The sequence below is a fragment of the Janthinobacterium sp. NKUCC08_JDC genome (assembly GCF_019345575.1).
GTDB classification, from domain to species: domain Bacteria; phylum Pseudomonadota; class Gammaproteobacteria; order Burkholderiales; family Burkholderiaceae_D; genus Janthinobacterium; species Janthinobacterium aestuarii.
The window spans coordinates 49,796-76,350 of record NZ_JAHKQW010000013.1; the positions used below are offsets into that span (position 1 = coordinate 49,796).

The window sequence follows — 26,555 nt, forward strand, 5'->3', positions numbered from 1 at the left end:
GGGCTGGATATCTGATCCTGGAAGTGAAAGTGTAAAGACTACCGACAGCGGCCGGTTTGATCCTGCACAAACCGGCGACGGGCCAGCCGCGCTTTCTTTACGGCGCGCGCAAGCCGATATGCAGGTTGACGACGCCAGGCTCTTCCGACGGCGTGACGTCGCCGCCAAAGCTTTTCACCAGCCGCTGCATACCCTTGTTGCGCGCCATGGCCTCGCCCACCAGCGCTTCCGTGCCGCGGCTGCGGAAATAATCGACGAGCTTTTCAAACAGGATGTGGCCCAGTCCCTTGCCTTTCAGGGCCGAGCGCACGGCGATGGCGAAGTCGGCGTGGATGTTATCCGGGTCGGCCACGGCGCGCACCACGCCCAGGGTTTCCGGCTTGCCGTCCGGCCCCGTGTGCGTGGCAATGAAGGCCATGGCGCGGTCGTAATCGATCTGCGTCAGGCGCGCCAGCTGCGACACGGGCAGCTCGCGCATGGATGTAAAGAAGCGCAGGCGCACGTCGTCCGGGTCCAGCGCGTGGAACAGGTCCATGTGCTGCGGCGCATCCTCGGGGCGGATGGGGCGCAGCAGAATCGGCTGGTCCATCCACGTCACCTGCTCTTCCAGTTCCTGCGGATACGGGCGGATGGCCAGGCGGTCGCGCTGCTGGCCCGGCTGCAAGCGGATGCGCGCGTCGAGGGCGATCACGCCATCGGCATCGGCCACGAGCGGGTTGATGTCGAGTTCGGCCAGTTCGCCGATGTCGGCCACCAGTTCGGCCACCTGGATCAGGGTGTAGCAGATGGCGTCGATGTCGGCCGGCGGCTGGTTGCGGTAGCCGGCCAGCAGTTTCGACACGCGCGTGCGCGCCAGCATGTCGCGCGCCAGCACCATGTTCAGCGGTGGCAGGCCGATGGCGTGATCGGCCGTTACTTCCACGGCGATGCCGCCCTGCCCCACGAGGATCACGGGGCCGAAGGCGGCGTCGGTCGTCACGCCGACGATCAGTTCATGCGATTGCGGCCGGCGCGCCATCTGCTGCACCGTGAAGCCGTCGATCAGCGCGTCGGGCCGCATGCGGCGCACGCGCTTGAGCATGGCGGCGGCGGCCGTGCGCAGGATGTCGGGCGTGTCGAGGTCGAGCGCCACGCCGCCCACGTCGGATTTGTGGGCGATGTCGGGCGAATGGATCTTCAGCGCGACGGGATAGCCGATGTCGGCCGCCACGGCCAGCGCCTCTTCCACGTCGGCCGCCATGCGCGTGGTGGCGACGGGAATGCCGTAAGCAGCCAAAATCTCTTTCGAGCGGCATTCGCCGAGCACCGTCTGGCCAGCGGCCAGCGCGGCGGCGACGATTTCGCGCACCCTGGCGCGGCGCGGCGTGGCCGACATGGGCAGCTGCGCCGGCACCTGCATCAGGGTTTCCTGGTTGCGCCGGTACTGCACGATCTGCATGAAGCCATGCACGGCCTTTTCCGGCGTGTCGTAGGTGGGAATGCCGGCCCGGTTGAAGACCTGGCGCGCGGGCGCCACGGTGGTGCCGCCCAGCAGGCATGACAGCACCGTGCGCGAGGTCGCCTTGATCAGCGGTGTGACGGCTTCGGCGATGTCGATCGACGAGACCATGGCCGTGGGCGCGTGCAGCAGCAGCAAGGCGTCCGCCTGCGGCTCGTCGAGCAGCGGCTTGATGGCGTCGGCATAGCGCTGCACGGCCGCGTCGCCGGGCAAGCCCACGGGGTTGTCGTGCGACCAGCCCCGTGGCAGCGCCTTTTCCAGCGCGATCACGGTATCGGGCGACAGCTCGGCCAGCTTGCCCCCGCTGCTCACCAGCGCGTCGGTCGCCATCACGCCCAGGCCGCCGCCGTTGCACAGGATCGCCAGGCGCTCGCCGCGCTGCGAGCGGATGTGCGTGAGGGTTTCCACGGCGTCGAACAGTTCTTCGGCCGAATACACGCGCAGCATGCCGGCGCGGCGGATGGCCGCGTCATAGACGGCATCGGAACCGGCCAGCGCGCCCGTGTGCCAGGCCGCCATGGCCGCGCCTTCCGCCTCGCGCCCCGCTTTCAGGACGATCACGGGTTTGCTGCGCGCGGCCGCCCGCGCGGCCGACATGAACTTGCGCGCGGCCTGGATATCTTCCATGTACAGCAGGATGGCGGCCGTGTCGATGTCGCCGGCCAGGTAGTCGAGCAGGTCGCCGAAATCGATGTCGTAGCTGGCGCCGAGCGAAATGAACTTGGAAAAGCCCACGCCGTGCGCGTTGGCCCAGTCGAGCACGCCCGACACCAGCGCGCCCGATTGCGACACGAAGGCGATCTTGCCGCTCGTCGCGCCGACATGGGCGAAGCTGGCGTTCAAGCCCAGTTTCGGCACGAGCAGCCCCATGCTGTTGGGCCCCAGGATGCGCAGCAGGTGCGGCTTGGCCGCTTTCAGCATGGCCAGGCGCAGCGACTGTTCGCGCACGGGATCGAGGCCCGACGTCATGACGATGGCCGCGCGCGTGCCCAGCGCGCCCAGTTCGCGGATCAGGGCCGTGATGGTGGCGGGCGGCGTGCAGATGATGGCCAGGTCCGGCGCCTTCGGCAAGTGCGCCAGCTTGCGGTAGCATTTCAGGCCCATCAGTTCGTCGTACTTGGGATTGACGGGCCAAATCTCTCCTTGGTAGCCGCCGCCCAGCAGGTTGTACAGGGCGATGGCGCCCAGCTTGCGCTCGCGCGCCGTGGCGCCGATCAGGGCCACCGAGGCCGGCTTGAACAGCTTGTCGAGATTACGGATACTCATGTTCTGGCCTCATGGTTTGCCGGAGCGGCATGGTCACGTCCCAGTGTATAGGATGCGTTGCCAAAAAAACTTGACCTTGTCACGCGTTTCGCAAAAAATCACGCGCCTACCAGCGCGAACGGTGGCTTTCGGTGACGCCCGCCAGCTGCGCCACGATGCGCTTGGGAGACTCCGCGCTGGTGCGCACCCAGCCGCTGAACGTGCCGATGGGCTGGATGTAGCGGCTGGCGGCGATCCACAGGTTCTTGTCTTCGCGCCGCGCGCCTTCCGGCTTGAAGTGCAGGTCCAGCAAATCGTCGTCCGTCCACACATGCCATGGCGCCAGCGGATTGTCGGGATTGAAATCGAAATGTGCGCGGCCCAGCGGATACAGCTGGCCATCGAGCCACAGCGCATTTTCATGCGCGCCGAAATAGCCGGCCTGCAGATTGAAACCGAGGTCCAGGCTGTGCGCCGAAGCCCAGCGCCATTCCGTCTCGCGCGCCAGCAGCCCGTTCGAATAATCGAAGCTGGCCACGCCGTCGTCCAAACTGTAGCCGACGGCGCCGCAGCGCACGGTGCCCCACAAGGGCAAGCCGCCCGACTTTTGCGTCGCATGCACGCTGCCCCCCTCGCCCACGGGGCCGATGGCCAGCAGGGCGGGCGCCACGGGCGGGCCGCATTCCGCATCGATGCCGAAATGGCCGCAATCGAGCCGCAAACGGTAACGCTGCTGGGGCTGGGCCTCGATGCTGATTTTTTGCGACAAAAAACGGAAACGGCTGCTGGCGCCCGCATGCGGCGCCACCGATGCGCACAGGCCGGGCACGCCATCCTGCGAAAAGGTCGCCACGATCTTGCCCTTATGGCGGTCGAAGGCATAGGCGAACGCCGTGCTGGTCCAGCCCAGGTCGACGATGGCCACGCCGCAGAACACGGCCGGTGTCGACAGGGCCACGTAATGCCAGCGCTTGTGGTGGAACAGGCGCCAGAGGCCGCCGCGCGCGTACGGCGGCGCCAGCGCGGCCCATTCGAAAGCATCCAGCTGGCCCGTATAGCGGCCGAAACATGGCTGGCCGTCGGCGTCGAGCAGCGCGGGCGGAGCCGGCGGCAGCATCATGCGGCCTGCCTTGCGGCGGCGCCGCCGTCGTGCAGCGCCTCGGCCAGCAGCGCGCCAAAAGCGGCCGGCTGCGCCTGGGCTATCTCGACCTGCGGACACGCATGCCACAGCGCCAGGCGCCGCACGGCGCCAGCCACGTCCTGCACCAGGCGGGGACTGACGCGCACGCCGTCTTCCAGCGCCAGCGACTTGATCTCGAAGCGCCCCTGCGCGCGGTGCGCCTTGGCGTCCAGGCGTCCCACGAGCGCGCCACGGCGCAAGATCGGCAAGGTGAAATAGCCGTAGCGGCGTTTTTCAGCGGGCGTGTAGCATTCGAGCCGGTAGTCGAAGTCGAACAATTCCAGGGCGCGGCGGCGGTCCCAGACGACAGGGTCGAACGGCGACAATATCGTCGTCAGGGTGGGTGCCAGCTTGCCGGCGGCCGCCGCACACGCCAGTTCCGCGTGATCGGCATGCACGTACACGGCGTCCATCCAGCCATCGACCGTGCAGCGCAGCAGCGCGCCCTCGTCCACCAGCGCCTGCAAATCGTGCGCCAGGCTGGCGCGTGACTGTTTGGTGCGGAAGTAGTCGCTGATCCAGCTGGCGCGCGCCAGGCCCAGCGCCTTCACGCTGGCCAGCAGCAGGCGCCGGCGCACCTGTTCTTCCGGCGGCAGCAAGCCGTCGTGCCAGCCCGGCAGCACCCGTTCGGCCAGGTCATAATAACGCTGGAACTGATGACGCTTGGCGATCATCAGCACGCCCGAGGTAAACAAGACTTCGAGCGAGCGCTTTTCCGGCTTCCAGCTCCACCAGCCGCCCGCCTGGCCATCCGTGCGCTCAAAATCGGCCGAGCGCGCGGCGCCGTTGGCGCGGATATGTTCGAGCACGGAAGCGACGGCTTCGCCCTGTTCGGCCATCCATTTGACGGAGTATTTCCAGCCCATGGCGGCCGGGTCCAGCATGCGGTGGCGGTACAAGCCATAGTCTTCAATGGGCACAAAGCACGCTTCATGCGCCCAGTATTCGAACAGCGCGCCCTCGGCCAGCAATTGCTCGAGCCACGGCTGCGGATAGTCGCCCAGCCGGCTCCACAGCACCAGATACGGGCTGCGCGCCACCACATGGATGGTGTCGATCTGCAGCACGCCCATCTGGCGGATGGCGGCCAGCACGTCGGCCTTCACGGCCTTTTTACGCCGCGCCTGCAGCAAGCCCTGTGCGGCCAGGTGCAAGGCGCGCGCGGCGGCCAGGGAGAGGGGCGCGAGTATCGGTGCGGCGGGCGGAATCGGCAAGGTCAGTTCTTCCTCAAAAAAAGGGGACGCGTCGGCGGCAGGCATTTCAGGAAGATACCGCATTCCCGTCGCGCACCATGCATTTTTTTCTTGAATTTTATTCATGCTTTCGCACATTTTTACTCACCTTGCGCACCAGCATAGTGCAAAAAAACCGGACTATATGAACAGTTGATGACAAGCGCACGAGACTTCTTGACATGCCTCATGCGCTTCTATAACTTAAGAATAATATTGCCATAAGGCAATTAAATTGTTCCCCTATCTTTGCCCCGCAAGGCGCTGCCGTGGCGGTGAAGCACGCGCAACACCATAGGCGGGGATGCGGAGGTAGCCCGTCTGACCAATCTCGCATAACCAATAAAAACAAGGAAGATCGCATGCACACATCCCTGCTTCGGCCCCGGCAGCACCAGGCCGGCTTTATCCACTTTTCCAGGCGGCGCCTGCCGCTGGCCGTGGCCCTGCTGCTGGCGGCATGCGGCGGCGGTGGCAGCGACAAGCCGGCCACGCCCGCCATGGCCCAGCACCTGCTGGCGCAGGCATCGGCCGAAACGGCACTGACGCCAGTCGCCGCCACGGCCAGCTCGGCGGAACGGGGCGACCTGTCGGCCAGCGCCGCGATCGACCGCAACGACGGCACGCGCTGGGGCAGCGCGTTCTCCGACAATGAATACCTGACCCTCGATTTCGGCATCTCGCAGCGCATCACGCGCGTGCATATCGCCTGGGAAAACGCGCACGCCAGCGCCTACCTGCTGCAGGTATCGGACGACAATACGCACTGGACCACCATCCAGAACGTCAGCGACAGCAAGGGCGGCATCGAGGACATCACGGGGTTCGACGCGCAAGGACGCTACCTGCGCATGCAGGGCGTCAAACGCGTGGGCCAGTATGGCTACTCCATCTTTGAAATCCAGGCATTTTCGGGCACACCCGTACTGCCGCCCGTGACGCCGCCCGTCACCGAACCGCCCCCGGTCACCATCGATCCGGGCCAGCCCGGCGTGGCCATCTCGCCCGTGGCCGCCACTTCCTCTCCCGTGGAAAACGCCGGCATGTCGGCCGCCATGGCGATCGACGGCAAGACGGGCACGCGCTGGGCCAGCAAGTTCGAGGACGGCGCCTGGATACAGTTCGACTTCGGCGCGAAGACGCCCGTCGGCTACATGAAACTGCTGTGGGAAAACGCGTACGGCAAGCAATACGCGCTACAGGTATCCGACGACGGGCAGAACTGGTCGCAAGTGCGCTATGTGAGCAATGGCCACGGCGGCACCGAGGAATTCTTCAACCTGGGCATCCATGCCCGCTACATCCGCCTGCAGGGCGTGGCGCGCGCCACGCAGTATGGCTATTCGCTGCTGGAAGTGAGCTTCAAGACGCCGGGTAGCGACAACAGCCTGCCGTCGACCGCGACGTCGGCGCTGAAATTCCCCGCCAACGGCGCCGGCTGGACGCCGCTGCCCGCCGCCGCGCAGCCGCTGGAAAGCCTGCAATTCACGCTCGCCGACGGCACGCTGGTGACGCGCTTCGGCGCGCGCGGCCTGGCGCGCCATGGCCGCGAGCGGGGCGAGGAATGGAATGAGATCGGCTACGGTCCGAATGAAACGGTCGATCCCGTCACGGGCCTGCCGCAGGACAAGGGTCCGGGCAATTACCTCACTTTCGTGCCGCAGTACTTCAAGAACCGCACCTGGGGCGTGGAAATCATCGACAACAGCAAGGTCCGCGGCGTCACCAAGCCTACGCTGATCGTCAACCAGTACACCACCGTCGATTTCCTGTCCGGCGGCGTGGCCTTCTTCCGCGGCTTCGACCGTCCCGGCGTGACGGGCTATGGCTGGATGTCGCCCGGCGAACTGGTGGACCGCAACGTCCCCGTCTGCAAGCCGATGGCCTATCCGGCCAACGACAGGCTGACGAACGCCAACGGCATCAACGGCGCCTGCACCTTGCTGATCAAGGAGTACCCGGGCCATGGCGGCCTCGATGCCGGCGGCATGCCGAATGGCACCGACGTCAAGGCGCGCGCGCTGACGGCTGGCGACATCATCGAAGTGTCGCCATCGATGTTTTCCACCACTGCGTCAATGGCATCGAAAGGCGATGATGGCGGCATCCGCTACTACTCGTACGAATGGACGTATGTGGTGGGCGCGGGACTGCGGCCGTGGTATGGCGTGCAGCCGCGCCTCAATGGCGTGCCCCTGCCGGAAGAAACGCTGTCCGGCGGCCTCGGTTCCGTGTCGTATAACTACTCGGACAACGCCCTGTTCATGTTCCAGCAGCCGCACAACAACATCGGCATGCAGAACATGCAGCGCTTTGTCGAGGGCCGCCGCCTGGTGCACACCAACTTCACCACCGGTGACCACAACGAAGGCGGCAACGACCGCTACGCGCCCGCCGTCGGCCTGCAGGGACAGCGCTACGGCCAGTCGGCCTGCATCGCCTGCCACGTCAACAATGGCCGCAGCCCCGCGCCGATGGCCGTGAACCAGCGCCTCGACACGATGGCCGTGCGCGTCGCCAGCATCAATGCGGCGGGCCAGCAGGTGCCGCACCCGCAATACGGCACGGCGATCCAGATGAATGCCGTGTCGCCGTCCGGCGTGCCGCAAAACTGGGGCAACAGCGTCAGCGTGGGCGGTTTTACGACACGCAAGAGTACCCTGGCCGATGGCACGCAGGTCGAACTGCGCAAGCCGACCTTGGCCTTCGAAGGCCCCGTGCCGCAAATCGTCTCGCTGCGCGCGGCGCCACCGATGATCGGCACGGGCTTGCTGGAAGCCGTGCCGGAAGCCGACATCCTGGCGCGCGCGCGCAGCACGCCGGATGCCGACGGCGTCATGGGCCTGCCCAACTATGTGTATGAACCGGAGACGGGCGCCGTGCGCCTGGGCCGCTTCGGCTGGAAAGCCGCGAAAGCCACCTTGCGCCACCAGGCCGCCGACGCGCTGCTGCTGGACATGGCCGTCACCTCGCCCGTGTACCGCAACCGCGCCTGCATGGCGGGACCGGTGGCCTGCGCGGCGGGCGGCGCCCAGCCGGGCATCTCGGAAGCGGACCTGCAGTCGATCACGCAATATCTGGCCCTGGTGGCCGTGCCGGCACAGCGCAGCATCGCCAGCGGTTTCCCGAAAGGCGTGGCGCCGATCGAGGAACTCAAGGTCGACCCGCAGCAGGTGGCCGCCGGTTCGAAGCTGTTCCAGGGCATGCGCTGCGCCGCCTGCCACACGGTGGAAATGAAGACGGGCGCGGGACATCTGTTCGCGGAACTGCGCAACCAGACCATCCGCCCGTACACCGACCTGCTGCTGCACGACATGGGCCCCGAACTGGCCGACACCTTCACGGAAGGACAGGCGCAAGGCAGCATGTGGCGCACGGCGCCCCTGTGGGGCATCGGCTACACGGAAAAAGTCATGGGCAATGGCGGCAAGGCTGGCTACCTGCATGACGGCCGCGCGCGCAGCCTGACGGAAGCGATCCTGTGGCACGGCGGCGAAGGGACCAAGGCGCGCCAGCGTTTCGAGAATCTGTCGAAGACGGACCGCGAGACGCTGCTGGCTTTCCTGAAGTCGCTGTAAGCATGTGCAGCACCGCTGGCGGGGCCGTCATGGAAACACGACAGTCACCGCCAGCCCCCTGCCCTGCAGCCCTTCGCCAAGGACGATGTCCGCGCCATGCCGTTCGGCGATGCGGCGCACGATGGACAGCCCCAGGCCGCTGCCGGGCAGCTGTCCGCCGCCCAGGCGCACGAAGCGTTCGAACACGCGCTCGTGCAGTTCTGGCGCGATGCCGGGCCCCGTGTCGGCCACGCGCAGATAGCTGCGCCCCTCCTCCACGCCGCAGCTGACGGCCACAAAACCCGGTGCAGGCGTGTAGCGCAGCGCATTCTCGACCAAGTTACGCAGCAGCAGCTGCAGGCTGTCCGCATGCAGCGCGCACGGCGCCGGCGCCATGTTCACGCTTAGCGACAGCCCGTACTGCGCGGCCAGCGCCTGCCATTGCGCGCCCTGCTGCGCCAGCAAGTGCGCCAGGTCGCCCGGCGCCAGCGCTGTCTCCGCTTGCGACTGCGGATCGAGCTGCGCCAGCGCCAGCAGCTGGTTGACGAGGCGCGTGGCGCGCTCCACGCTGGCGCCCAGGGCGGCGATGAATTCCTCGCGTTCGTCCGCGCTGCGGGCCCGCTGCAGCACTTGCAGATTGGTCTTGATGGCGGCCAGCGGCGTGCGCAGCTCGTGCGCCGCATCGGCCGTGAAGCGCTGCTCGTTGTCGCGGCTTTGCCGCACCCTGCCGAACAGGCGGTTTATTTCCAGCAGCAGCGGATGCAGTTCGGCGGGCGCGCCCGCCAGCCTGACGTCGGCCAGTTCATCGGGCGTGCGCGCCGACACTTCATCGGCCGACGCCTGCAGCACGCGAAACACGCGGTGGATGCTCCACCAGATGGCGATCGTGGCCAGCGCCACCAGCAGCAGGCCGAACAGCGCGATGCGGTAAAAGAAGCCGCGGCTGATGTCGTCGCGGTGGCTGGTCGGCTCGGCCACCAGCAGTTGCAAAGTGCGCTGCGGGTCCCACAGCGAAAACAACCGCCAGCGCTGGCCGGCTATGCTGGTCCAGGACAGGCCGTCCGGCGCGCTGCGCGACAGGGCGATATCGGACGCCGCGTCATTGCGGTACAGCACGCGCTGCTGCGCGTCGCGCACCTTGAACAGCAAATACTGATGGGGATTCGGATGGCCGCGCAGCGGCACGTCGATCGGCCCCGTCAAGCCGTGTTTGCGCGCATCCTTTTCCACCAGCGACAGCAGCAGATGGCCCGTCTCGATCAGCGACTGGTCGAACAATTCCTGGCTTTCGCGGCGCGCTTCCACGTACACGATGGCGGCGCTGCCCACCCACAGGGCCAGGGTCAGGCCCAGCAGCACGGCCAGCAGGGTGCGCCGCAAGGACCAGGTTTTCACGCCGCCGCCAGCCGTTAAGAATCTCTTAAGAACTTCTGCGCAAGATCCGGAGCGAAATATTTTTTGGGATGCCATGTCCGCAATTGTAAATGATTCTTATTGCCTCAATGATTCCCATTAGCTTGCACAGCAACACACACCAATAACTCATCCACCATCAGGAGTTTGCATGTCCAACAGCACCCGCCGCGCGCCCCTGCCGCGTCCCACCACCCTGGCCCTGGCCGTGGCTGCCCTGTCCTGCCTGCCGGCGCACGCCCAGACGGGCGCGCCTGCCAGCATGCCGGAAGTGGTGGTCTCCGCTTCCGGTTTCGAGCAGGACATCAAGCAGGCGCCCGCCTCGATCACGGTGCTGACGCGCCAGGAACTGTCGAAGGAGCGTTTCGGCAACCTGACGCAGGCGCTGGAAAGCGTGGAAGGCATCGACGTGGGCGCGGCGGGCGACAAGACGGGCGGCATGAACATCAGCATCCGCGGCATGCCCAGCGACTACACCTTGGTGCTGATTGACGGGCGCCGCCAGAACGCGGCCGGCAATGTCACACCGAACGGCTTCGGCGGCACGCAAACGAGCTTCATGCCGCCGCTGGCCGCCATCGAGCGCATCGAGATCATCCGCGGCCCCATGTCGACCCTGTACGGCTCGGACGCCATGGGCGGCGTGATCAACATCATCACGCGCAAAGTGGGCAAGCAGTGGATGGGCTCCGTCTCGGCCGACTACACCGTGCAGCAGGAATCGGACTTCGGCGACGTGAAAAACGGCCGCTTCTACCTGAGCGGCCCCATCGCCACCGACCTGCTGGGCCTGTCCCTGCGCGGCAGCAAGCAGCGCCGCGACGCGGCCGATATCCGCTCCCCGAATGCGGCCGGCGGAAGTACGGCAGCCAGCATGGGCGCGAACCCCGTGCGTGCGGACATCGAAAACTTTGGCGCGCGCCTGGCCTTCACGCCGAACCGCTACCACACCGTCATCCTCGACGCGGACGCGGGCCGCCAGACCTACGACAATTCGAACGGCCAGCTCGGCACCAAGACCGTACAGGGCGGCTACGGCCCGGAACAAAAATACAAGCGCGACCAGTGGACCCTGTCACACACGGGCCGCTTCGGCTTCGGCACTGTGGACAGCAGCTATATGGTGAACAAGACGGAAACCCTGGGCCGCACGATCCCGCCAGGCACGCCCGGCGCCGTCGCCGGCAGCGCGCGCACGCTGGAAGTGGAAAGCCAGGTCTTCGACACCAAGCTGGTCATGCCATTAGGCAAGCACATGGCGACCATCGGCGCGCAGTGGTGGAAGGCGGAAATGACGGACGGCGTGGCGCCGAAAAAATTCGAATTCACGCAAAAAGCCCTGTTCGTGGAAGACGAATGGCAAGTGCTGGAGAACGTCGCGCTGACCTTCGGCGCCCGTTATGACGATCACAGCATCTTCGGCGGCCAGACCAGCCCCCGCGCGTATGCCGTGTGGAACGCGACGCCGAGCTGGACCGTCAAGGGCGGCGTCAGCAAGGGCTACAAGACGCCGCGCGTGGAGCAACTGTCGCCCGGCATCAACGGTTTCGGCGGCCAGGGCACGATCCCCCTCGTCGGCAGTCCGGACTTGAAGCCGGAAACGAGCACGACCACGGAAATCGGCGCCTACTTCGACAACCTGGCCGGCTGGACGGCCAGCGGCTCCCTGTTCAACAATGAGTTCAAGGACAAGATCACGACGGGCACCGGTCTCGTCAACTGCGACTACCGTCCGTCGCCGAACCGTCCAGGCTGCGTCAGCTTCGGCAACTGGTCCAACGTCGACGCGTTTGGCCAGTCCGTCAACGTGGATGAGGCCGTCACACGCGGCGTCGAACTGAACACGCGCTTCCCGCTGGGCAAGACCTTGTCGGCCAGCGCCAACTACACCTACACGGAAAGCGAACAGAAGAGTGGCAGCAACGCGGGCAAGCCGCTGAGCGACACGCCCAAGCACGCCGTCAATGCGCGCCTGTCGTGGGATATCTCGCGCGAATGGAACGGCTGGCTGCGCGCCGAGTACCGCAGCGAGCGCTTCCGCGATCCGGGCACCTCGGCTTCCACGCGCGCCGCCAAGGCCGCGCTGGGCGACTACAAGGGCTACACCATGCTGCACCTGGGCACCAGCTACCAGCTGAACAAGCGCGTGACATTGAACGCGGCCGTGTACAACCTGCTCAACAAGGACTTCATCGATTACCAGCCGTACCGTGGTTCGTCGGCGCCGACCTTGACCTACGCCAACCGCTATGTCAACAGCCTGGACGGACGCCGCCTGTGGCTGTCGGCCACCGTCGATTTCTGATGAGTTGATGGCTGACCAGCCATAGAGCACAACGGGCTGCCTCAGGGCGGCCCGTTTTCTTTGTCAGGCCGCTTTCGGCTTGTCGATGCAATAACCGATCGCATGCACGGTGCGTATCAAGTCCCGCCCCAGCTTCTTGCGCAAGTGGTGGATGTGCACTTGCACGGCGTTGCTTTCCACTTCGCCGCCCCAGCTGTACAGGTTTTTCTCCAGCTGCTCCCGGCTCAGCACCCGGCCGCCATGTTCCAGCAGCAGTTGCAGGATGCGAAATTCCTTCACCGTCAGGGTCACGGGCAAGCCTCCCTGCGTCACTTGCCGGTCCGCGATATCGAGCACGAGGTCGCCGTGCACGAGGTGCTCGCGCAGGCGGCCCGCGGCGCGGCGGCAGGCGCTGCGGATGCGCGCGGCCAGTTCGTCGAGGTCGAACGGTTTGACGATGAAGTCGTCGGCGCCCGCGTCGAGGCCGGCGATGCGCTCGCCCACCGTGTCGCGCGCCGTGACGACCAGCACGGCGCCGCTGTAGCCATTGTCGCGCAGCACGCCCAGCGCCTGCATGCCGTCCTGCCCGGGCAAGCCCAGGTCGAGCAGGATGCAGCCATAGTCGTGCAGGCGCACGGCCGTGTGCGCGTGTTCGGCGCTCGTGACCCAGTCGACGGCGTAGCCGCCCTGCTCCAGGCCGATCTGCGTGGCGCGGCCCAGCTGCGGGTCGTCTTCGGTCAGCAAGATGCGCATGGCGAAGCGGCGCGGCCCGCTCAGTCCTTTTTCTTGATCAGGCCCGCCAGCGCGGCAAACGGATTGTGCGTGGCCGGCGCCACCTCGGCCGACAGCAGGCCGGCGCCACGGTCCGCTTCCAGGTAGCGCGAGTGCTCATTGTCGTGGCAATACAGGCACAGCAGTTCCCAGTTGCTGCCATCGGGCGGATTGTTGTCGTGGTTGTGGTCGCGGTGGTGCACGGTCAGCTGCTGCACGTTGGCACGCGTAAATTCGCGCATGCAGCGGCCGCAGACCCACGGGTACATCTTCAGCGAGCGCTCGCGGTAGCCGCTCTCGCGCTGGTCGGCGGCGCGGCGCGCTTCGGCCACGATCTTGTCCAGCCGTGCCGCATCGGGCTTTTTACTCTGCATGACAACTTTCGATATGGGAGGTAGAAGCATCCATTTTAATGAGGATGGGGGCGCAATTGTACTTTTTCTGCCACGCCGCCAGCCCGTGTCGCCACCGGCGCACCTTTTTTAGCGTGCGCGGCACCACAGATACTTGATTTAACGCAAAATAAGCCCAGCGACAGACCGCGAACAGACGATGGGCGTGGCGGCGACGGGCTTATGCGCAAGGCAGCCGATTTCGGCTATCATGCGCGCCACGCCGCCCCTCCCTTTTTCCATGAATCTAGCCTGCAAGCGCCCGTGATAGCGATAACGAGACCCCTGCAACGCCTTGCCCGCCGCCTGTACCGCATCAGTCTGGTGCCCCTGTTCGCGCTCATCCTGCTGCTGGCGCTGTGGGCGGCCGTCTACTATCAGGTGGGCCAAGAGCGGGCCAGCGCCGTGCGCGACGCCGTGGCCGCGAGCCAGTCGCTGGCGCGTACCCTGGCCGACCATACCAGTTTCACGCTGCGCCAGACCGACCATGCCACGCAATTGTTCAAGCTCAAATACGAGGAAACGGACGGCGGCCTGCGCCTCAATGAATTCACGCGCCGCCAGGGCCTGCTCGACAGCGTGCTGCCATCGAAGCTGGAACTGCCGATCGCCCTCATCGACGCGCAGGGCAATGTGGTCGACAGCGCCCACGCCTATCTGCCGGAAAACCTGGCCGCGCAGCCATTTTTCAGGGCGCTGGCCGCCAATGCATCCGACACGGTTTTGGTCGACACACCGATGCTCGACGCGGACGGCAAGCGCTGGACCATCCGCCTGGCGCGCCGCCTGAACGATGCGCGGGGCCGCTTTGCCGGCGCCATCGTCATCCACGTCGACCCAACGTATTTTGTCGACGACTACGACCGCCTGAACCTCGACGAGCATGGCGCGCTGATGCTGGTGGCGCGCGACAGCGGCCTGACGGTGGGCCGCATCGGCGAGCAATTGATCCTCAGCGACCGCATCGACTTCCGCATGCCGGGACCGCCGCGGCACGCCCCCGAGGAACTGCTGATCGAGCCGCCCGTCGACGCGACGCCGCGCATCTACAGCTACCGCGAGCTGCCGCGCTACCCGCTGCTGGCCGTGGTGGGCGTGAGCCGCGCCGTTGCCCTGGCCCGCTTTGAACACCGCCGCCTGTTGTATGTGGGCGCGCTGCTCGCCGCCAGCGTGCTCATTGCCGGCTTCACGGCCCTGCTGATGCGCCAGAGCGCGCGCCTGCGCCGCAGCATCCGCCAGGCCACGGAAACGCAGGCGCTGCTGCGCGCGGCGCACCACGGCAGCCTCGACTCCGTGCTGCTGCTGAAAGCCTGGCGCCCCGCCCAGGGCAAGCCGGTGGAAGACTTCATTTTCGCCGACGTCAATGAGCGGGCCGCCGACATGCTGGGCAAGCCGCGCTCCGAACTGCTGGGCCAGCGCGTGCTGGCGCACATGCCGCTGCTGCGCGGCGAGCGTTTCTTCCAGCGCTTCGTGCTGGTGATGGAAACACGCCAGCCGCTGGAAGATGAATTCGAGCTGACACTGGCCTCGGGCGCCACGCGCTGGCTGCGCCACCAGGTGGTGCCGATCACCGACGGCGTGGCCGTCACCTCGCGCGACATCAGCGCGCGCAAGCACGACGAACTGGCGCTGCAGGACAACCGCAGCTTCCTGCAGTCGCTGATCGACCATCTGCCCGTGCTGGTCTACGTGAAAAGCGCACGGCCGGAAAACTTCGGCCAGATGGAAGTGTGGAACAAGGCGGCCGAGGACATCACCGGCCACCTGGCCGCCGACGTCATCGGCAAGACCGATTGCCAGGCCTTCCCGCCCGACTTCGGCCTGCACGACGCCGAGGACGACCGCGCCATCCTCGCCGAGCACGGCGTCATCGACCATACGGAAAAGCCGCTGCGCCTGGCGGACGGCAGCCTGCGCTACCTGCGCGCCGTCTCCGTGCCCGTGTTCGACGAGCGCCAGCAGATCGAACATATCCTGTGCATCGCCGAGGATATCTCGCAGCGCCGCCAGCAAGAGCTGGAACTGCGCCAGAAACAGGCCGAACTGGCCGCCGTCAACGACGCCTCGCCGCTGGGCCTCGTGCGCCTGGACCGCCAGCGCCGCTGCACCTATGTCAACCGCACCTTTGAATCGATCACGGGCTTGCCGCGCGCGGCCGCCCTGGGCGCCGGCTGGACCAGCGCCCTGCACCCGGACGACTATCCGCTGATGCACGTGGCGCTGGAACAGCTGACGCGCAGCCATGCGCCATTCCAGTCCACCTTGCGCTGCCTGCAGCGCGACGGCCGGCTGGTCTGGGTCTCCGTCAAAATTGCCCCCATCCTCATCGACGGCAAGATCGAAGGCTACGTGGGAACCCTGGACGACATCACCACCTTGCGCGAATCGGAAGTGGCGCTGCTGGAAAGCGAAGCGCGCCTGCGCACCATCGCAGACACCTTGCCAGCCATGATCGCCTACATCGACGCCGACCAGGTCTACCGCTTCCTGAACATCGCCTATGAACGCGAATTCGGCCTGACGGGCCGCCAGGCGCTGGGCAAGCGCGTGCGCGACACGGTGGGCGAGGCGCGCTACCGCACGGTGGCGCCGTATATCGAAAGAGTGCTGGCCGGTGAAACCTTGAGCTTCGAGGAAGAAGACGAGAAGGAAGGCATCGAGCGCTGCCTGGAAGTGATCTACATCCCGCAGATCGGCGAAGACAAGCTGCAGGTGGTGGGCTTTCACGTGATGCGCCAGGATATCACCGTGCAAAAGCGCGAAAAACAGCGCCTGCTGAAGCTGGCCCAGGTCGATGCGCTGACGGGCTTGTCGAACCGCGCCGGCTTCCAGCAAAAACTCAGCGACGCCATGCACGCGAGCCGCCAGCAGCAGCACCTGATGGCCGTCATGTACATGGATATCGACCGCTTCAAGCCCGTCAACGACACGCACGGCCACGGCACCGGCGACGCCCTGCTGCGCGCCTTCGCCCAGCGCCTGACGCACACCATGCGCGCCACCGACATCATCGCCCGCCTGGGCGGCGATGAATTCACCATCATCATGGAACAGATCACCCGGCCAGAAGACGCGGCCGTGCTGGCGGAAAAAATCGTCGCCGCCATGCAGCAGCCGTTCGAACTCGATGGCATCACCGTGCGCATTTCCGCCAGCATCGGCCTGGCCTTCTACCGCGACGAAGACATTTCCCCCGCCGTGCTGCTGCAGCGCGCCGACGTGCTGCTGTACAAGGCCAAGCAGGATGGACGCAATACATACAGAGCTGGCGCATTGACGGCTTGATGGCTGAGGGCAAGCCCAACTGAAGGCTGGGGTCAGTCGCTTCGCGATCGGCAAGTTCCCTACCAGGAAACATGCCCCCAACGGGTCTGACCCCTATCATTCCTGCTATATTGGCGCCTGTCCTCCCTACCGTTGCCACACCATGCGCCTGCTGCACACTTCCGACTGGCATCTGGGCCAGACCCTGCACAATTTTGAAAGGGGCTACGAACACCAGCGCTTCCTCGACTGGCTGCTCGACACGCTCGTGGCAGAACAGGCCGACGTGCTGCTGGTGGCGGGCGACGTATTCGACAACGCCAACCCGTCGGCCGCCTCGCAAAAGCAGTTATATGTCTTCCTGCAGCAGGCGCGCGCGCGCCTGCCCGCGCTGCAGCTCGTCGTCGTCGCCGGCAACCACGATTCGGCCGGCCGTCTCGAAGCGCCCGGTCCCCTGCTGGCCGCGCATGGCACCCACGTGATCGGCCATCTGCTGCGCGACGAGGCAGGCAATATCGACCTCGAGCGCCTGCTGCTGCCGCTCACCGGCGGCGATGGCCAAGTGCAGGCCTGGTGCCTGGCCGTGCCCTTTTTGCGTCCCGGCGACGTGCCGAAACTGCCGGCCGGCAACACGCAGGACGCCTACCTGGGCGGTATCGCCCTGCTGTACCGCCAGCTGGCGGACCTGGCGCTGGCGCGCCGCCAGCCCGGGCAAGCCATCGTCGCCATGGGCCACTGCCACATGGTGGGCGGCGAAATGTCGAACGAGTCCGAGCGCCGCATCGTCATCGGCGGCACGGAAATGCTGCCTTCGGGGATTTTCGATACCGCCATCGCCTATGCGGCGCTGGGCCATTTGCACAAGGCGCAGGCCGTGGGCGGTCAGGAGCACATCCGCTACTGCGGCAGCCCGATTCCCCTGTCGTTCGCCGAAGTACACTACTGCCACCAGGTGCTGTGCCTCGATATCGACGGCGAAGCGCTGCAATCCGTGCGCGCCATCGAAGTACCGCGCGCCGTGCCGCTCTTGCGCGTGCCCGCCACGCCGGCGCCGATAGACGAGGTGCTGGCGCAGCTGGCCGCCCTTGACGTGCCCGCCGCGCCACCGGAAGCGCAACCCTTCCTGGAAGTGCGCGTGCGCCTCGATGCGCCAGAGCCGGGCCTGCGCACGCGCATCGAAACGGCGCTCGACGGCAAGCCCGTGCGCCTGGCGAAAATCGAAACGTCGAGCGCCGCGCGCAGCAGCGCGCCCGAGAACCTGACGCTCGACCAGTTGGCACAGCTGCAGCCCGACGACATCTTCCGCCGCCTGTACCTGCAAAAATATGGCAAGGAAGCGCCACCCGAACAACTGTCGGCCCTGGCGGAACTGCTGCTGCCCGGCGCGTGAGCGCAACTGAAGAACCATGAAAATACTGAAAATCAGCGGCAAGAACCTGGCCTCGCTGGCCGGCGAATTTGAAGTCGACTTCCAGCAGGAGCCGCTGGCGTCTTCCGGCCTGTTCGCCATCAGCGGCCCCACGGGCGCGGGCAAGAGCACCTTGCTCGACGCCTTGTGCCTGGCCCTGTACGACGCCACGCCGCGTTTGCTGAAAGTGCTGGGACGGGGCAGCGCCCTGCCCGACGTGGGCAAGGAAACCGTCAATGCACAGGATACGCGCACCCTGCTGCGGCGCGGCACGCCCGACGGTTACGCGCAAGTGGACTTCGTCGGCAACGATGGCGCAAGCTACCGCGCGCGCTGGAGCGTGCGCCGCTCGCGCACCAAGGCGGAAGGCGCGCTGCAGGCAACCGCCATGAGCTTGCACCAGCTGCCCGCGCTGCAGCCCATCGGCGGCACCAAGACGGAAGTCAAGGAAGAGATCGAAAAGCGCATCGGCCTGTCGTTCGACCAGTTTACGCGCGCCGTGCTGCTGGCGCAAAACGAGTTTTCCACCTTCCTCAAGACGGAAGACAATGAACGGGGAGAGTTGCTGGAAACCCTGACGGGCAGCAGCATCTATACCGATATCTCCATGCGCGCCTTCGAGCGGGCGAAAAAGGAAAAGCAGGTCCTCGAACGCCTGGGCGAAAAACTGGCCGACCAGCGGCCCTTGTCGCCGGAAGAACGGGCGGAGACCGAGGCGCTGTGCAGCGCGGCCGACACCACCCTGCACACCATCGACTTGCGCAAGGCCGTCCTGGAACTGCAGCAGCGCTGGCACCAGGAGACGCACAAGCTGCAAGCCCAGGTGGCGGCGGCGAAAGAGGCGCTCGATGGCGCGGATGCCGAACGGGCCGCCGCCGAAGAGCGCCGCGCGGCGCTGGCGCAGTGGGAATTGCTGCAGCCGGCGCGGCCCCTGATCGACGACGTGGCGCGTCTGGCGAACGACATCGCCAGCACCGGCGCCGCGCTGGAAGCGTCGCGCGCGCAGGCGACGCAGGCCGTGGCCAGCGAAGCGCAACTAGCGCAAGCCGTGCAGCTGGCGGCAGCGGCCTTGCTGGCGAAGGAAACGGCGCAGCGCGATGCGGCGCTCCTGCTCGACCAGGCCAAGGCGCTCGATGCCGGCATCCTGGCCCAGCTGCCCGCGCATGAGCAGGCAAAGCAAGCGGCGCAAGGTGCCGACCAGGCCAACGAGGCGGCGCGCGCCGCGCTGCACACGCTGCAGCAGCGCCAGCAGACCGCGCAGGCGGAACAGGAAGCGGGCAGCCAGTGGCTGGCATCGCACCAGCAGTGGCAGGCGCTGGCGCAATCGTGGCAGTTGTGGGATCAATTGTTTACCCAGGCCGGGCAAGCGGCCGCGCAAGCCGATGCGGCCGACGCCAGCATGGCCGCATCGGCGCGGCAGGTGCGCCAGGCCCTTGACGCCACACAGGCGGCACAAGCAGCGCTGGCCAGCGCCGCTGCCGCGCTGGCGCTGCGCGATGCCGAACGGCGCGAGGCGCTGGCGGCCGTGCAAGCCATCGATGGCCTGGGGCTGCAGGAACAGCGCGGCCAGTTGGAGGCACACGCGCGCATCTTGAGCACCGCGGAAAAAACCTGGAGCGAACTGGCACGCCAGCGGCAGGCGCTGGCGCACTGGCAAGCGAGGGCGGCCCAGCTGGCGCAGGCCGCGCAAACGGAAAGCACGGCACTGGCGGCGGAAGCGGCGCAAACGGCGCTGCTGGAGGCTCGCCTGGCGCAGGCGGAAAAATCGTTGAAGGGCGCCGAAGCGGCATGCGCGGCCAGTGTCGAGCAGTTGCGGGCCAATTTGCAGAACGAGCAGCCCTGCCCCGTCTGCGGCGCGCTGGAACACCCGTACAGCCACGCCGATGATGCCTTGCAGGCGATGCTGGCCAGTTTGCAGGATGACGTGCTGGCCTGCCGCACGCAGGCGCGCGGCAATCTGGAAAGGCTGGCCACGCACAAGGCGGCACTGGCCGCCCATATGCGCGAACAGGCGCAAACGGCGGAAGAACTATCTGCACTGCCGCCCGCCATCGATAGCCTGAACGCACAGTGGCAGCCGCATGCGGATACCTTGCAGCTGCCGCAGGAAGACGAGCGCACGGACTGGTTCACGCAGCAGCTGGCGGCCAATGCGGCAGGCTTGCAGGCGCTGGCGCAGCAGGAAACGGCTCTGCGCCAGGCCGGCGCGCGGCGCGAGCAGACGCAGGCGGCGCACGAACTGGCGTCCAGCGAGCACGCACGCTGCACCAGCACCGTCGCCGATGCGCAAGCGCGGCTGGCGCAGCTGCAGGCGCAGCAAGCGGCCAGCGTAGACAAGGGCGAGACGGCGCGCGCCATGCTCGATGCCTTGCTGGCGCAGCTCGATGGCGCCTTTGCCGACGCCGACGGCGCCGAGGACTGGAAAGAGGGCTGGCGCGCCGGCCCGGCCGACTTCCGCGCGGCGCGTGAATCGGAAAGCCGGCAATGGCTGAAACAGCAGGCGGACCAGGACAAGCGCGGCCACGCACTGGCGACCCTGGCCGCGCAACTGGAAGCGGCGCTGCTGGCCGCCGGCAAGGCGCGGCACACGGCGCAGGAAGCCCATGCCGCCTTTGCCGCCGCCGACAAACAACGCACGGCGCTGCAAGCGCAGCGCAACGCGCTATGGCAGGGCCAGAGCGTGGCCGAGGTCGAGCGCAGCCTGGCAGCGGCCATCGCGCAGTCCAAAGAACAGCTGGCGCGGCAGCAAACGGCGGCGCAGTCGGCCAGCCAGCAACGCACGCGCCTCGACGAAGCGTGCGCGCAGCTGTCACAGCGCCTGGCCGCCATGCGCGAACAGGAACACGGCGCCGCCGCCGCCCTGCACGACTGGCTGCGCCAGTTCCAGGATGCCCATCCGGCCCACGCACCCGCCGACATGGCCGGCTTGCGCGCGCACTTGGCCATCGCGCCGGACGCCATGCGCGCCGAACGCGACGCCCTGCAAGTGATCGCCGACCGCCACACGGCAGCCGTTTCCGTGCTGGCCGAACGGCGGCAGCAGCTGGCCGCGCACGTGCAGCAGCCGCCCGAAGCGCTGGAAATGGACGTGGCCGCGCTGCAGGCGGCGCTCGACGCCCTGCTGCAGGAACGCCAGGCGGCCAACGAGGAAGCGACGCGCTTGCGCCTGGCCATCGCGCAGGACGACGCCCGGCGCCACAGCGCGCAAGCGATGCTGGCGCAAATCGAGGCGCAAGCCGTCATCGAGCGGCGCTGGGCCAGCCTGAATGAACTGATCGGCTCGGCCGACGGCAAGAAATTCCGTAACTACGCGCAGCAATTCACCTTGGAGGTGCTGCTCGGCTATGCCAACGCGCACCTGAACCACCTGGCGCGCCGCTACCAGCTGGAACGCATCGACAACCCGAACAATCCGTCGCTGGGCCTGATGGTGCGCGACCAGGACATGGGCGGCGAGCTGCGCTCCGTGCATTCGCTGTCGGGCGGCGAATCGTTCCTCGTCTCGCTGGCCCTGGCGCTGGGCCTGGCCTCGCTGTCCTCGAACCGCGTGCGCGTGGAATCGCTGTTCATCGACGAAGGCTTCGGCAGCCTGGACACGGAAACCCTGCGCGTGGCCATGGATGCGCTCGACGGCTTGCAAGCGATGGGCCGCAAGGTGGGCGTCATCTCGCACGTACAGGAAATGACGGAACGCATCGCCACCCGCATCCTCGTGCAGCCGGGGTCCGGCGGCAAGAGCGTGGTGACCGTACGTTAGGTCGCTAACGGCTGGCCGGCTCCCGGCACAGCCTGAGCATATCCCAGCCCAGCTCGCGGCGGATCTGCTCGGGGTCGGGCGGCGGCCGGCGCTGTTCCAGCTCCGCTTTCAGCCACTTCCTGACCAGCTCCTTGGCGGGCTGTGCAGGCTTCTCCTTGTCATGCTTGTCCATGGTGCTACCTCGTTCAATGGATACCAGATGGCCTCCGTACTCTCTCAACGTGATAGACCTGATTCAGTTGACTTCCGCGTGGCGCAGTTGCAACAGTATGTAACAGCAGGCGGAGTGGGGTAAAATCCCGCCCTTCGCATATGTTCCCGTATGCCCCGCAACAGTTCAAGGAAGCCCATGAAAGCCGCCCGCAGCCTCACCTTCAAGTGCGTCAAATGTCACAAATCCATGCAGGTCTACCTGCAAAAAGTCTCCGCCTGCTCGCATATCCAGCCATACCAGGGCATTTGCGCATGCGGCGAACTCAAGCGCCACGCCACGGGCCAGGCCGATGCCGTCAAGTCCTACCTGGAATCGGCGGACGGTAGCTGGTCACACCACCACTAATGGTTAAAGAATGGGCGTAGAACGCCGTTAATAACGGTACTTCGCTCATTGAGAAACCGCCATGTCCCAGCTTCCCGCCCTCGCCAGCCGTCAACCCGCCTCGAATACGCTGGCTGGCCAGCAGCCGTCCCGCACGGGCAACGGCGCCACGGGCCTGGCCGGCTCACCCCTGATGCAGCGCACGGCGCAAGACGTCGTGGCCCTGTCGAAGAATGGCCTGGACCTGTCGGCCAAGGGGCTCTCGCAACGGACCGATGCGCTGGGCAACGCCACCGTCGACGTGGCGCAGGATTTTCTGAGCAACATGACGCGCCAGCTGTTCGGCGACGGCGCCACCGTTGCCTTCGATTCCGTCGATCTGCAGGCGGGAGCCAGTTTCAGCAGCGGCGGCGCCAGCGTCTCGGGCCCCAATGGCAGCAGCCGCGCGGCCGCCTTCAGCCTCGATGAAAACGCGCATTTCATCGGCAAGGGCAAGATCACGACGGCCGACGGCCAGACCTTCGACTTTGAAGTGGAAGTCCAATATCAATCGAATATCAGCGCGGGCGTGCTTGAACACACCCAAAGCGAAACGCCGGAAGCCCCGGCATCCGATGACGGTGCCCTGCCCGTCAAACAGTTGCCCGACACACATTTCGCCGGCAACCTGCACGACCTGTTCAAGCTGCTGGGCCAGCAATTGCAAAGCAATCTCTATCAGGGCCTGCCCGATGGCGCCAGCGTCAGCGGCAACGATGGCGACCTGGCGGGCAGCCTGAGCTTGCGTTTGCTCAAACTGGTGCAGCCGGACGCGGTGGCCGACACCGGCAAGAATGCCGTGGAAGCCACGCCGGAAGAGCAGGCGCGCGCCCGCGCGCTGGCGCTCGCCTATGGGACGGACAGCGCCGGCAGCACAGACGGCACGGCCAGCAACGTATAATGGAAGACGGCCTGCGCAGGCGACCATGCCGCGCGCCCCCTTCTATCGATTGAATCCCATGTCCGACACCTCTTCACCTACCGTTCATCCGCAGATCCACTGGAGCGAAAACGGCGCCGAACACGCGGCCCGCTGGCGCTCGGAAAGCGGCATGCCGCCGCCCAAGCGCGTCGTCATCGCCGATGACCGCACGACGGCCGACCAGGCTTACCGCCTGGCCTGCGAAGGCACGGCCATGCTGTGGCGCGGCGACTTCCAGAACGCGCGCCAACTGCTGCAGGCACTGGCGCGCCGCGCCGACCACAAGAACGACAAGCCAAGCAAGAAGGCCAAGGCCGCCAAGCTGGCCAAGCCGGAACCGACCGCCACGGAAGCGTTCCATCTGCACCGCCAGGCCCAGTCGCAACGCGCCCGCACCCTGGCCATGCTGCTGCTGCCTTTTGATGCCGACTACACGATCCCGCTGCGCCGCGCGCCGGACGTGAAACTGGCGTGCAATGAAGCGTATGGCCGCGGCGAAGAGCCGTTTATCGCCTCCTTGCGCGAACTGCTGGGCCTGATCGGCGCGCACGAATGGCGCCGCACGGGCGTGGAACTGCCGGCCCTGGGCCAGCGCATCCATCCGCACTACGGCGTGTTCGCGCCGATCCGCGGCGAATACGTGGGCCTGGTGGCGGAAGCGCCGCTGCCCGCGCGCGCCAGCCTGGCCTTCGACATCGGCACCGGCACCGGCGTGCTGGCCGCCGTGCTGGCGCAGCGCGGCGTCGCCCGCATCGTCGCCACCGACCAGGACCCGCGCGCCCTGTCCTGCGCGCGCGAAAACCTGGCCCGCCTCGATGTGATCGACAAGGTCGAGGTGGTGCAGGCCGACCTGTTCCCTGCCGGCCGCGCGCCGCTCGTCGTGTGCAATCCGCCCTGGCTGCCGGCCCGCCCCAGCTCGCCGATCGAATACGCCGTCTACGATCCGGACAGCCGCATGCTGCGCGGCTTCCTCGCCGGCCTGGCCGACCACCTGGAGCCAAACGGCGAAGGCTGGCTGATCCTGTCGGACCTGGCCGAGCACCTGGGCTTGCGCCCGCGCGCGCAATTGCTCGAATGGATAGAACAGGCGGGCTTGAAAGTCATCGACCGCCTGGACGTGAAACCCACGCACCCGCGCGCGCAGGACGCCACCGACAGCCTGCATGCGGCCCGTTCTAAGGAAGTCACCTCGCTGTGGCGCCTGGCGGCGGCGTAATCGAAGGTCTGAAACCCGGCCATTGCGCATTGCAGCAAACCCCGCTATAATTCGCCTGCGGGGTGGAGCAGTCTGGCAGCTCGTCGGGCTCATAACCCGAAGGTCACAGGTTCAAATCCTGTCCCCGCAACCAGATATATAAAAAGCCGCTGATTCTTGCAAAGGGATCAGCGGCTTTTTCCATTGCGGCGCAGCATGCCTACCGCCCTCATGCAAAGCAAATGCCCTTCGTGTCAATCCGCTCTTTCGCAATGCAACAAACTCGGTTATAATTCGCCTGCGGGGTGGAGCAGTCTGGCAGCTCGTCGGGCTCATAACCCGAAGGTCACAGGTTCAAATCCTGTCCCCGCAACCAATACATAAAAACCGCTGATTCCTGCAAGGGAGTCAGCGGTTTTTTTCATTCCGCGCCAGGCCCGCTTTTTACACGGCGACGCTGGCCCTGATCTGCCTGGCCGCCGCGTGCAGGCTGGCCGCCACTCTTTCCAGCTTGTCGGCGCCCGCCGTTTCGGCCAGGGCGGCAAAGGCGCTGATATGAAACGTCGCCACCATGGCTGGCGACACTTCGAGCTCGAGCGCCGTCTTGCTCAGCTCCGTCGACGCTTCGAGATAGGGCTCGCTGCCCGCCTCGAACGCCTGCTTGGTTTCCAGCAATTCCTGGCCGCCTTCGGCCTTGGCCAGGCAGGCATCGACTTTTTGCTGGAAGGCCGGCAAGGTGTCGCGCACGGGGCCGGGCTCAGGCGCCGCTTCCGGTTCCGGTTCCACTGGCGCAGGCGTGGCTGCGGCCGGCTTGCCCGCCGCCGGTATGTCGCGCATCGTCAGCCAGCGCTCGACGGCGAGGAAATCGGCAAACGGCTCGGCCACCTTGGGGTTCATCAGCCAGACTTCGCCCGTGCGCCAGTCGATCCGGGCGCCGCGCTCGTTTCTGGCCAACAGAATATCCTTGCCGCCATCGGGGTTCGACACCCGGCCGATATCGAGCCAGTTCATCAATTCCGCCTGGCGCGACATCGCGTTGACCCGATGAAAATAGGCCAGCCATAAAAATCTGGCGACCAATAGAATCAGGGCACCGCCAACCATCCACATCATTTTTCGCTCCGCTCCGCACCACATCGACAAGCCGCATTTTCTCACATGAAAGCTTGCGCTAAGGAAACTTTTACATCTACCGTGTGCAGGCGCAAATCCGGCACAGCGCGTGGCCCGGGCGCGCAGTCGCATTTCAGCAACGCCGCGTTTTCCTGATTGCCTGGCGCGCGCCGCTGCGTTATTATGAGAACAATTCTCATTTAGATTAAGCTATCCCGCCCTCTTCGCATGCTGTCCGCCCCTTCCCCTCCGTCCGACTTTCAGGCCCTGTATGCCGAGCACCATTCCTGGCTGCTGCACTGGCTGAAGCGCCGCCTGCACGATGCGGGGCTGGCCGGCGACCTGGCGCAGGATACCTTCATCAAGATCTTCGTTGCGCGCAGCAGTGCCGGGATCGCGCAGCCGCGCCCTTTCCTGGCCACCATCGCCAAGCGCCTGCTGGCCAACCACTGCCGGCGCGAAGAACTCGAACGGGCTTACCTCGACGCCCTGCTGCACCAGCCGCAAGCGAGCACGCCGTCGCCGGAAGCGATGTCCATGGTGCTCGAATCGCTGCAGCTGGTCGACCGCGCGCTGGACCAGCTGTCCGCCAAGGCCAGGGCCGCTTTCCTGCTGGCCCACCTGGACGGCATGACCTACGCCGAGATCGCCGCCGAACTGGGCACCACCACGCATTCCGTCAAAAAATACCTGAGCAAGGCCAACCTGCTGTGCTTTTTTGCCGTGCCCGATTTTGCCGCCTCCTGA

General features: G+C 66.4%; 17 protein-coding genes and 2 tRNA genes. 11 read left to right on the top strand and 8 right to left on the bottom strand.

What is annotated here, in order from left to right; all coding sequences use genetic code 11:
- Positions 1-97: 97 nt before the first annotated feature.
- From KO538_RS23475 to KO538_RS23485, 3 genes are all read right to left on the bottom strand, one after another.
- Positions 98-2,764, bottom strand: coding sequence for a bifunctional acetate--CoA ligase family protein/GNAT family N-acetyltransferase (locus KO538_RS23475; protein ID WP_072454757.1), 2,667 nt, complete (start codon positions 2,762-2,764; stop codon positions 98-100).
- Between the two features lie 106 nt (positions 2,765-2,870).
- Positions 2,871-3,863: a DUF2804 domain-containing protein gene (locus KO538_RS23480; protein WP_219329808.1), complete on the bottom strand. Its 993-nt coding sequence runs from the start codon at positions 3,861-3,863 to the stop codon at positions 2,871-2,873.
- Positions 3,860-5,200, bottom strand: a complete 1,341-nt coding sequence (locus KO538_RS23485) for a winged helix-turn-helix domain-containing protein (RefSeq protein ID WP_257620535.1) — start codon at positions 5,198-5,200, stop codon at positions 3,860-3,862. Before KO538_RS23485 ends, KO538_RS23480 begins: the two co-directional genes overlap by 4 nt.
- Positions 5,201-5,517: 317 nt before the next feature.
- Here KO538_RS23485 and KO538_RS23490 point away from each other — a divergent pair, with 317 nt between their 5' ends.
- Positions 5,518-8,733 carry a di-heme oxidoredictase family protein gene (locus KO538_RS23490; RefSeq protein ID WP_219329809.1) on the top strand — a complete coding sequence of 1,072 codons (3,216 nt, stop codon included), beginning with the start codon at positions 5,518-5,520 and terminating at the stop codon, positions 8,731-8,733.
- Positions 8,734-8,760: 27 nt separating this feature from the next.
- On the opposite strand, the gene KO538_RS23495 is transcribed toward KO538_RS23490, so the two are convergent.
- Positions 8,761-10,107 carry an ATP-binding protein gene (locus tag KO538_RS23495; RefSeq protein WP_374106879.1) on the bottom strand — a complete coding sequence of 449 codons (1,347 nt, stop codon included), beginning with the start codon at positions 10,105-10,107 and terminating at the stop codon, positions 8,761-8,763.
- Between the two features lie 169 nt (positions 10,108-10,276).
- Between KO538_RS23495 and KO538_RS23500 the strand changes: the two genes are divergently transcribed.
- Positions 10,277-12,430 (top strand): TonB-dependent receptor domain-containing protein, encoded by a 2,154-nt coding sequence (locus tag KO538_RS23500; protein WP_219329811.1) that lies wholly within the window; start codon positions 10,277-10,279, stop codon positions 12,428-12,430.
- 63 nt (positions 12,431-12,493) lie between these two features.
- Here KO538_RS23500 and KO538_RS23505 read toward each other — a convergent pair whose 3' ends face one another.
- The gene (locus tag KO538_RS23505; protein WP_072454761.1) at positions 12,494-13,162 is read right to left on the bottom strand and encodes a response regulator; all 669 of its coding nucleotides are present in this window, start codon (positions 13,160-13,162) and stop codon (positions 12,494-12,496) included.
- Between the two features lie 20 nt (positions 13,163-13,182).
- Positions 13,183-13,554 (bottom strand): YajD family HNH nuclease, encoded by a 372-nt coding sequence (locus KO538_RS23510; RefSeq protein WP_034755042.1) that lies wholly within the window; start codon positions 13,552-13,554, stop codon positions 13,183-13,185.
- A 282-nt stretch (positions 13,555-13,836) separates the two neighbouring features.
- Between KO538_RS23510 and KO538_RS23515 the strand changes: the two genes are divergently transcribed.
- From KO538_RS23515 to KO538_RS23525, 3 genes are all read left to right on the top strand, one after another.
- Positions 13,837-16,857: a PAS domain-containing protein gene (locus tag KO538_RS23515; protein ID WP_374106880.1), complete on the top strand. Its 3,021-nt coding sequence runs from the start codon at positions 13,837-13,839 to the stop codon at positions 16,855-16,857.
- Between the two features lie 142 nt (positions 16,858-16,999).
- The gene (locus KO538_RS23520) at positions 17,000-18,226 is read left to right on the top strand and encodes an exonuclease SbcCD subunit D C-terminal domain-containing protein (protein WP_219329812.1); all 1,227 of its coding nucleotides are present in this window, start codon (positions 17,000-17,002) and stop codon (positions 18,224-18,226) included.
- Positions 18,227-18,242: 16 nt separating this feature from the next.
- Positions 18,243-22,001, top strand: a complete 3,759-nt coding sequence (locus KO538_RS23525; RefSeq protein ID WP_219329813.1) for an AAA family ATPase — start codon at positions 18,243-18,245, stop codon at positions 21,999-22,001.
- Positions 22,002-22,005: 4 nt separating this feature from the next.
- Here the strand turns inward: KO538_RS23525 and KO538_RS23530 are convergent, their stop codons facing one another.
- The gene (locus tag KO538_RS23530; RefSeq protein ID WP_166449232.1) at positions 22,006-22,173 is read right to left on the bottom strand and encodes a hypothetical protein; all 168 of its coding nucleotides are present in this window, start codon (positions 22,171-22,173) and stop codon (positions 22,006-22,008) included.
- A 177-nt stretch (positions 22,174-22,350) separates the two neighbouring features.
- Between KO538_RS23530 and KO538_RS23535 the strand changes: the two genes are divergently transcribed.
- From KO538_RS23535 to KO538_RS23555, 5 genes are all read left to right on the top strand, one after another.
- Positions 22,351-22,560 carry a hypothetical protein gene (locus tag KO538_RS23535; RefSeq protein WP_034755039.1) on the top strand — a complete coding sequence of 70 codons (210 nt, stop codon included), beginning with the start codon at positions 22,351-22,353 and terminating at the stop codon, positions 22,558-22,560.
- 61 nt (positions 22,561-22,621) lie between these two features.
- Positions 22,622-23,479 carry a hypothetical protein gene (locus tag KO538_RS23540; RefSeq protein WP_219329814.1) on the top strand — a complete coding sequence of 286 codons (858 nt, stop codon included), beginning with the start codon at positions 22,622-22,624 and terminating at the stop codon, positions 23,477-23,479.
- A 25-nt stretch (positions 23,480-23,504) separates the two neighbouring features.
- Entirely contained in the window at positions 23,505-24,716 is a 1,212-nt protein-coding gene (locus tag KO538_RS23545) for a class I SAM-dependent methyltransferase (RefSeq protein WP_257620536.1), read from the top strand.
- Between the two features lie 56 nt (positions 24,717-24,772).
- Positions 24,773-24,849 (top strand) — tRNA-Met (locus KO538_RS23550).
- A gap of 145 nt (positions 24,850-24,994) precedes the next feature.
- Positions 24,995-25,071, top strand: a tRNA-Met gene (locus KO538_RS23555).
- A 68-nt stretch (positions 25,072-25,139) separates the two neighbouring features.
- Here the strand turns inward: KO538_RS23555 and KO538_RS23560 are convergent.
- Positions 25,140-25,808 (bottom strand): hypothetical protein, encoded by a 669-nt coding sequence (locus KO538_RS23560; RefSeq protein ID WP_219329815.1) that lies wholly within the window; start codon positions 25,806-25,808, stop codon positions 25,140-25,142.
- 228 nt (positions 25,809-26,036) lie between these two features.
- Between KO538_RS23560 and KO538_RS23565 the strand changes: the two genes are divergently transcribed.
- Entirely contained in the window at positions 26,037-26,555 is a 519-nt protein-coding gene (locus KO538_RS23565; protein WP_219329816.1) for a sigma-70 family RNA polymerase sigma factor, read from the top strand.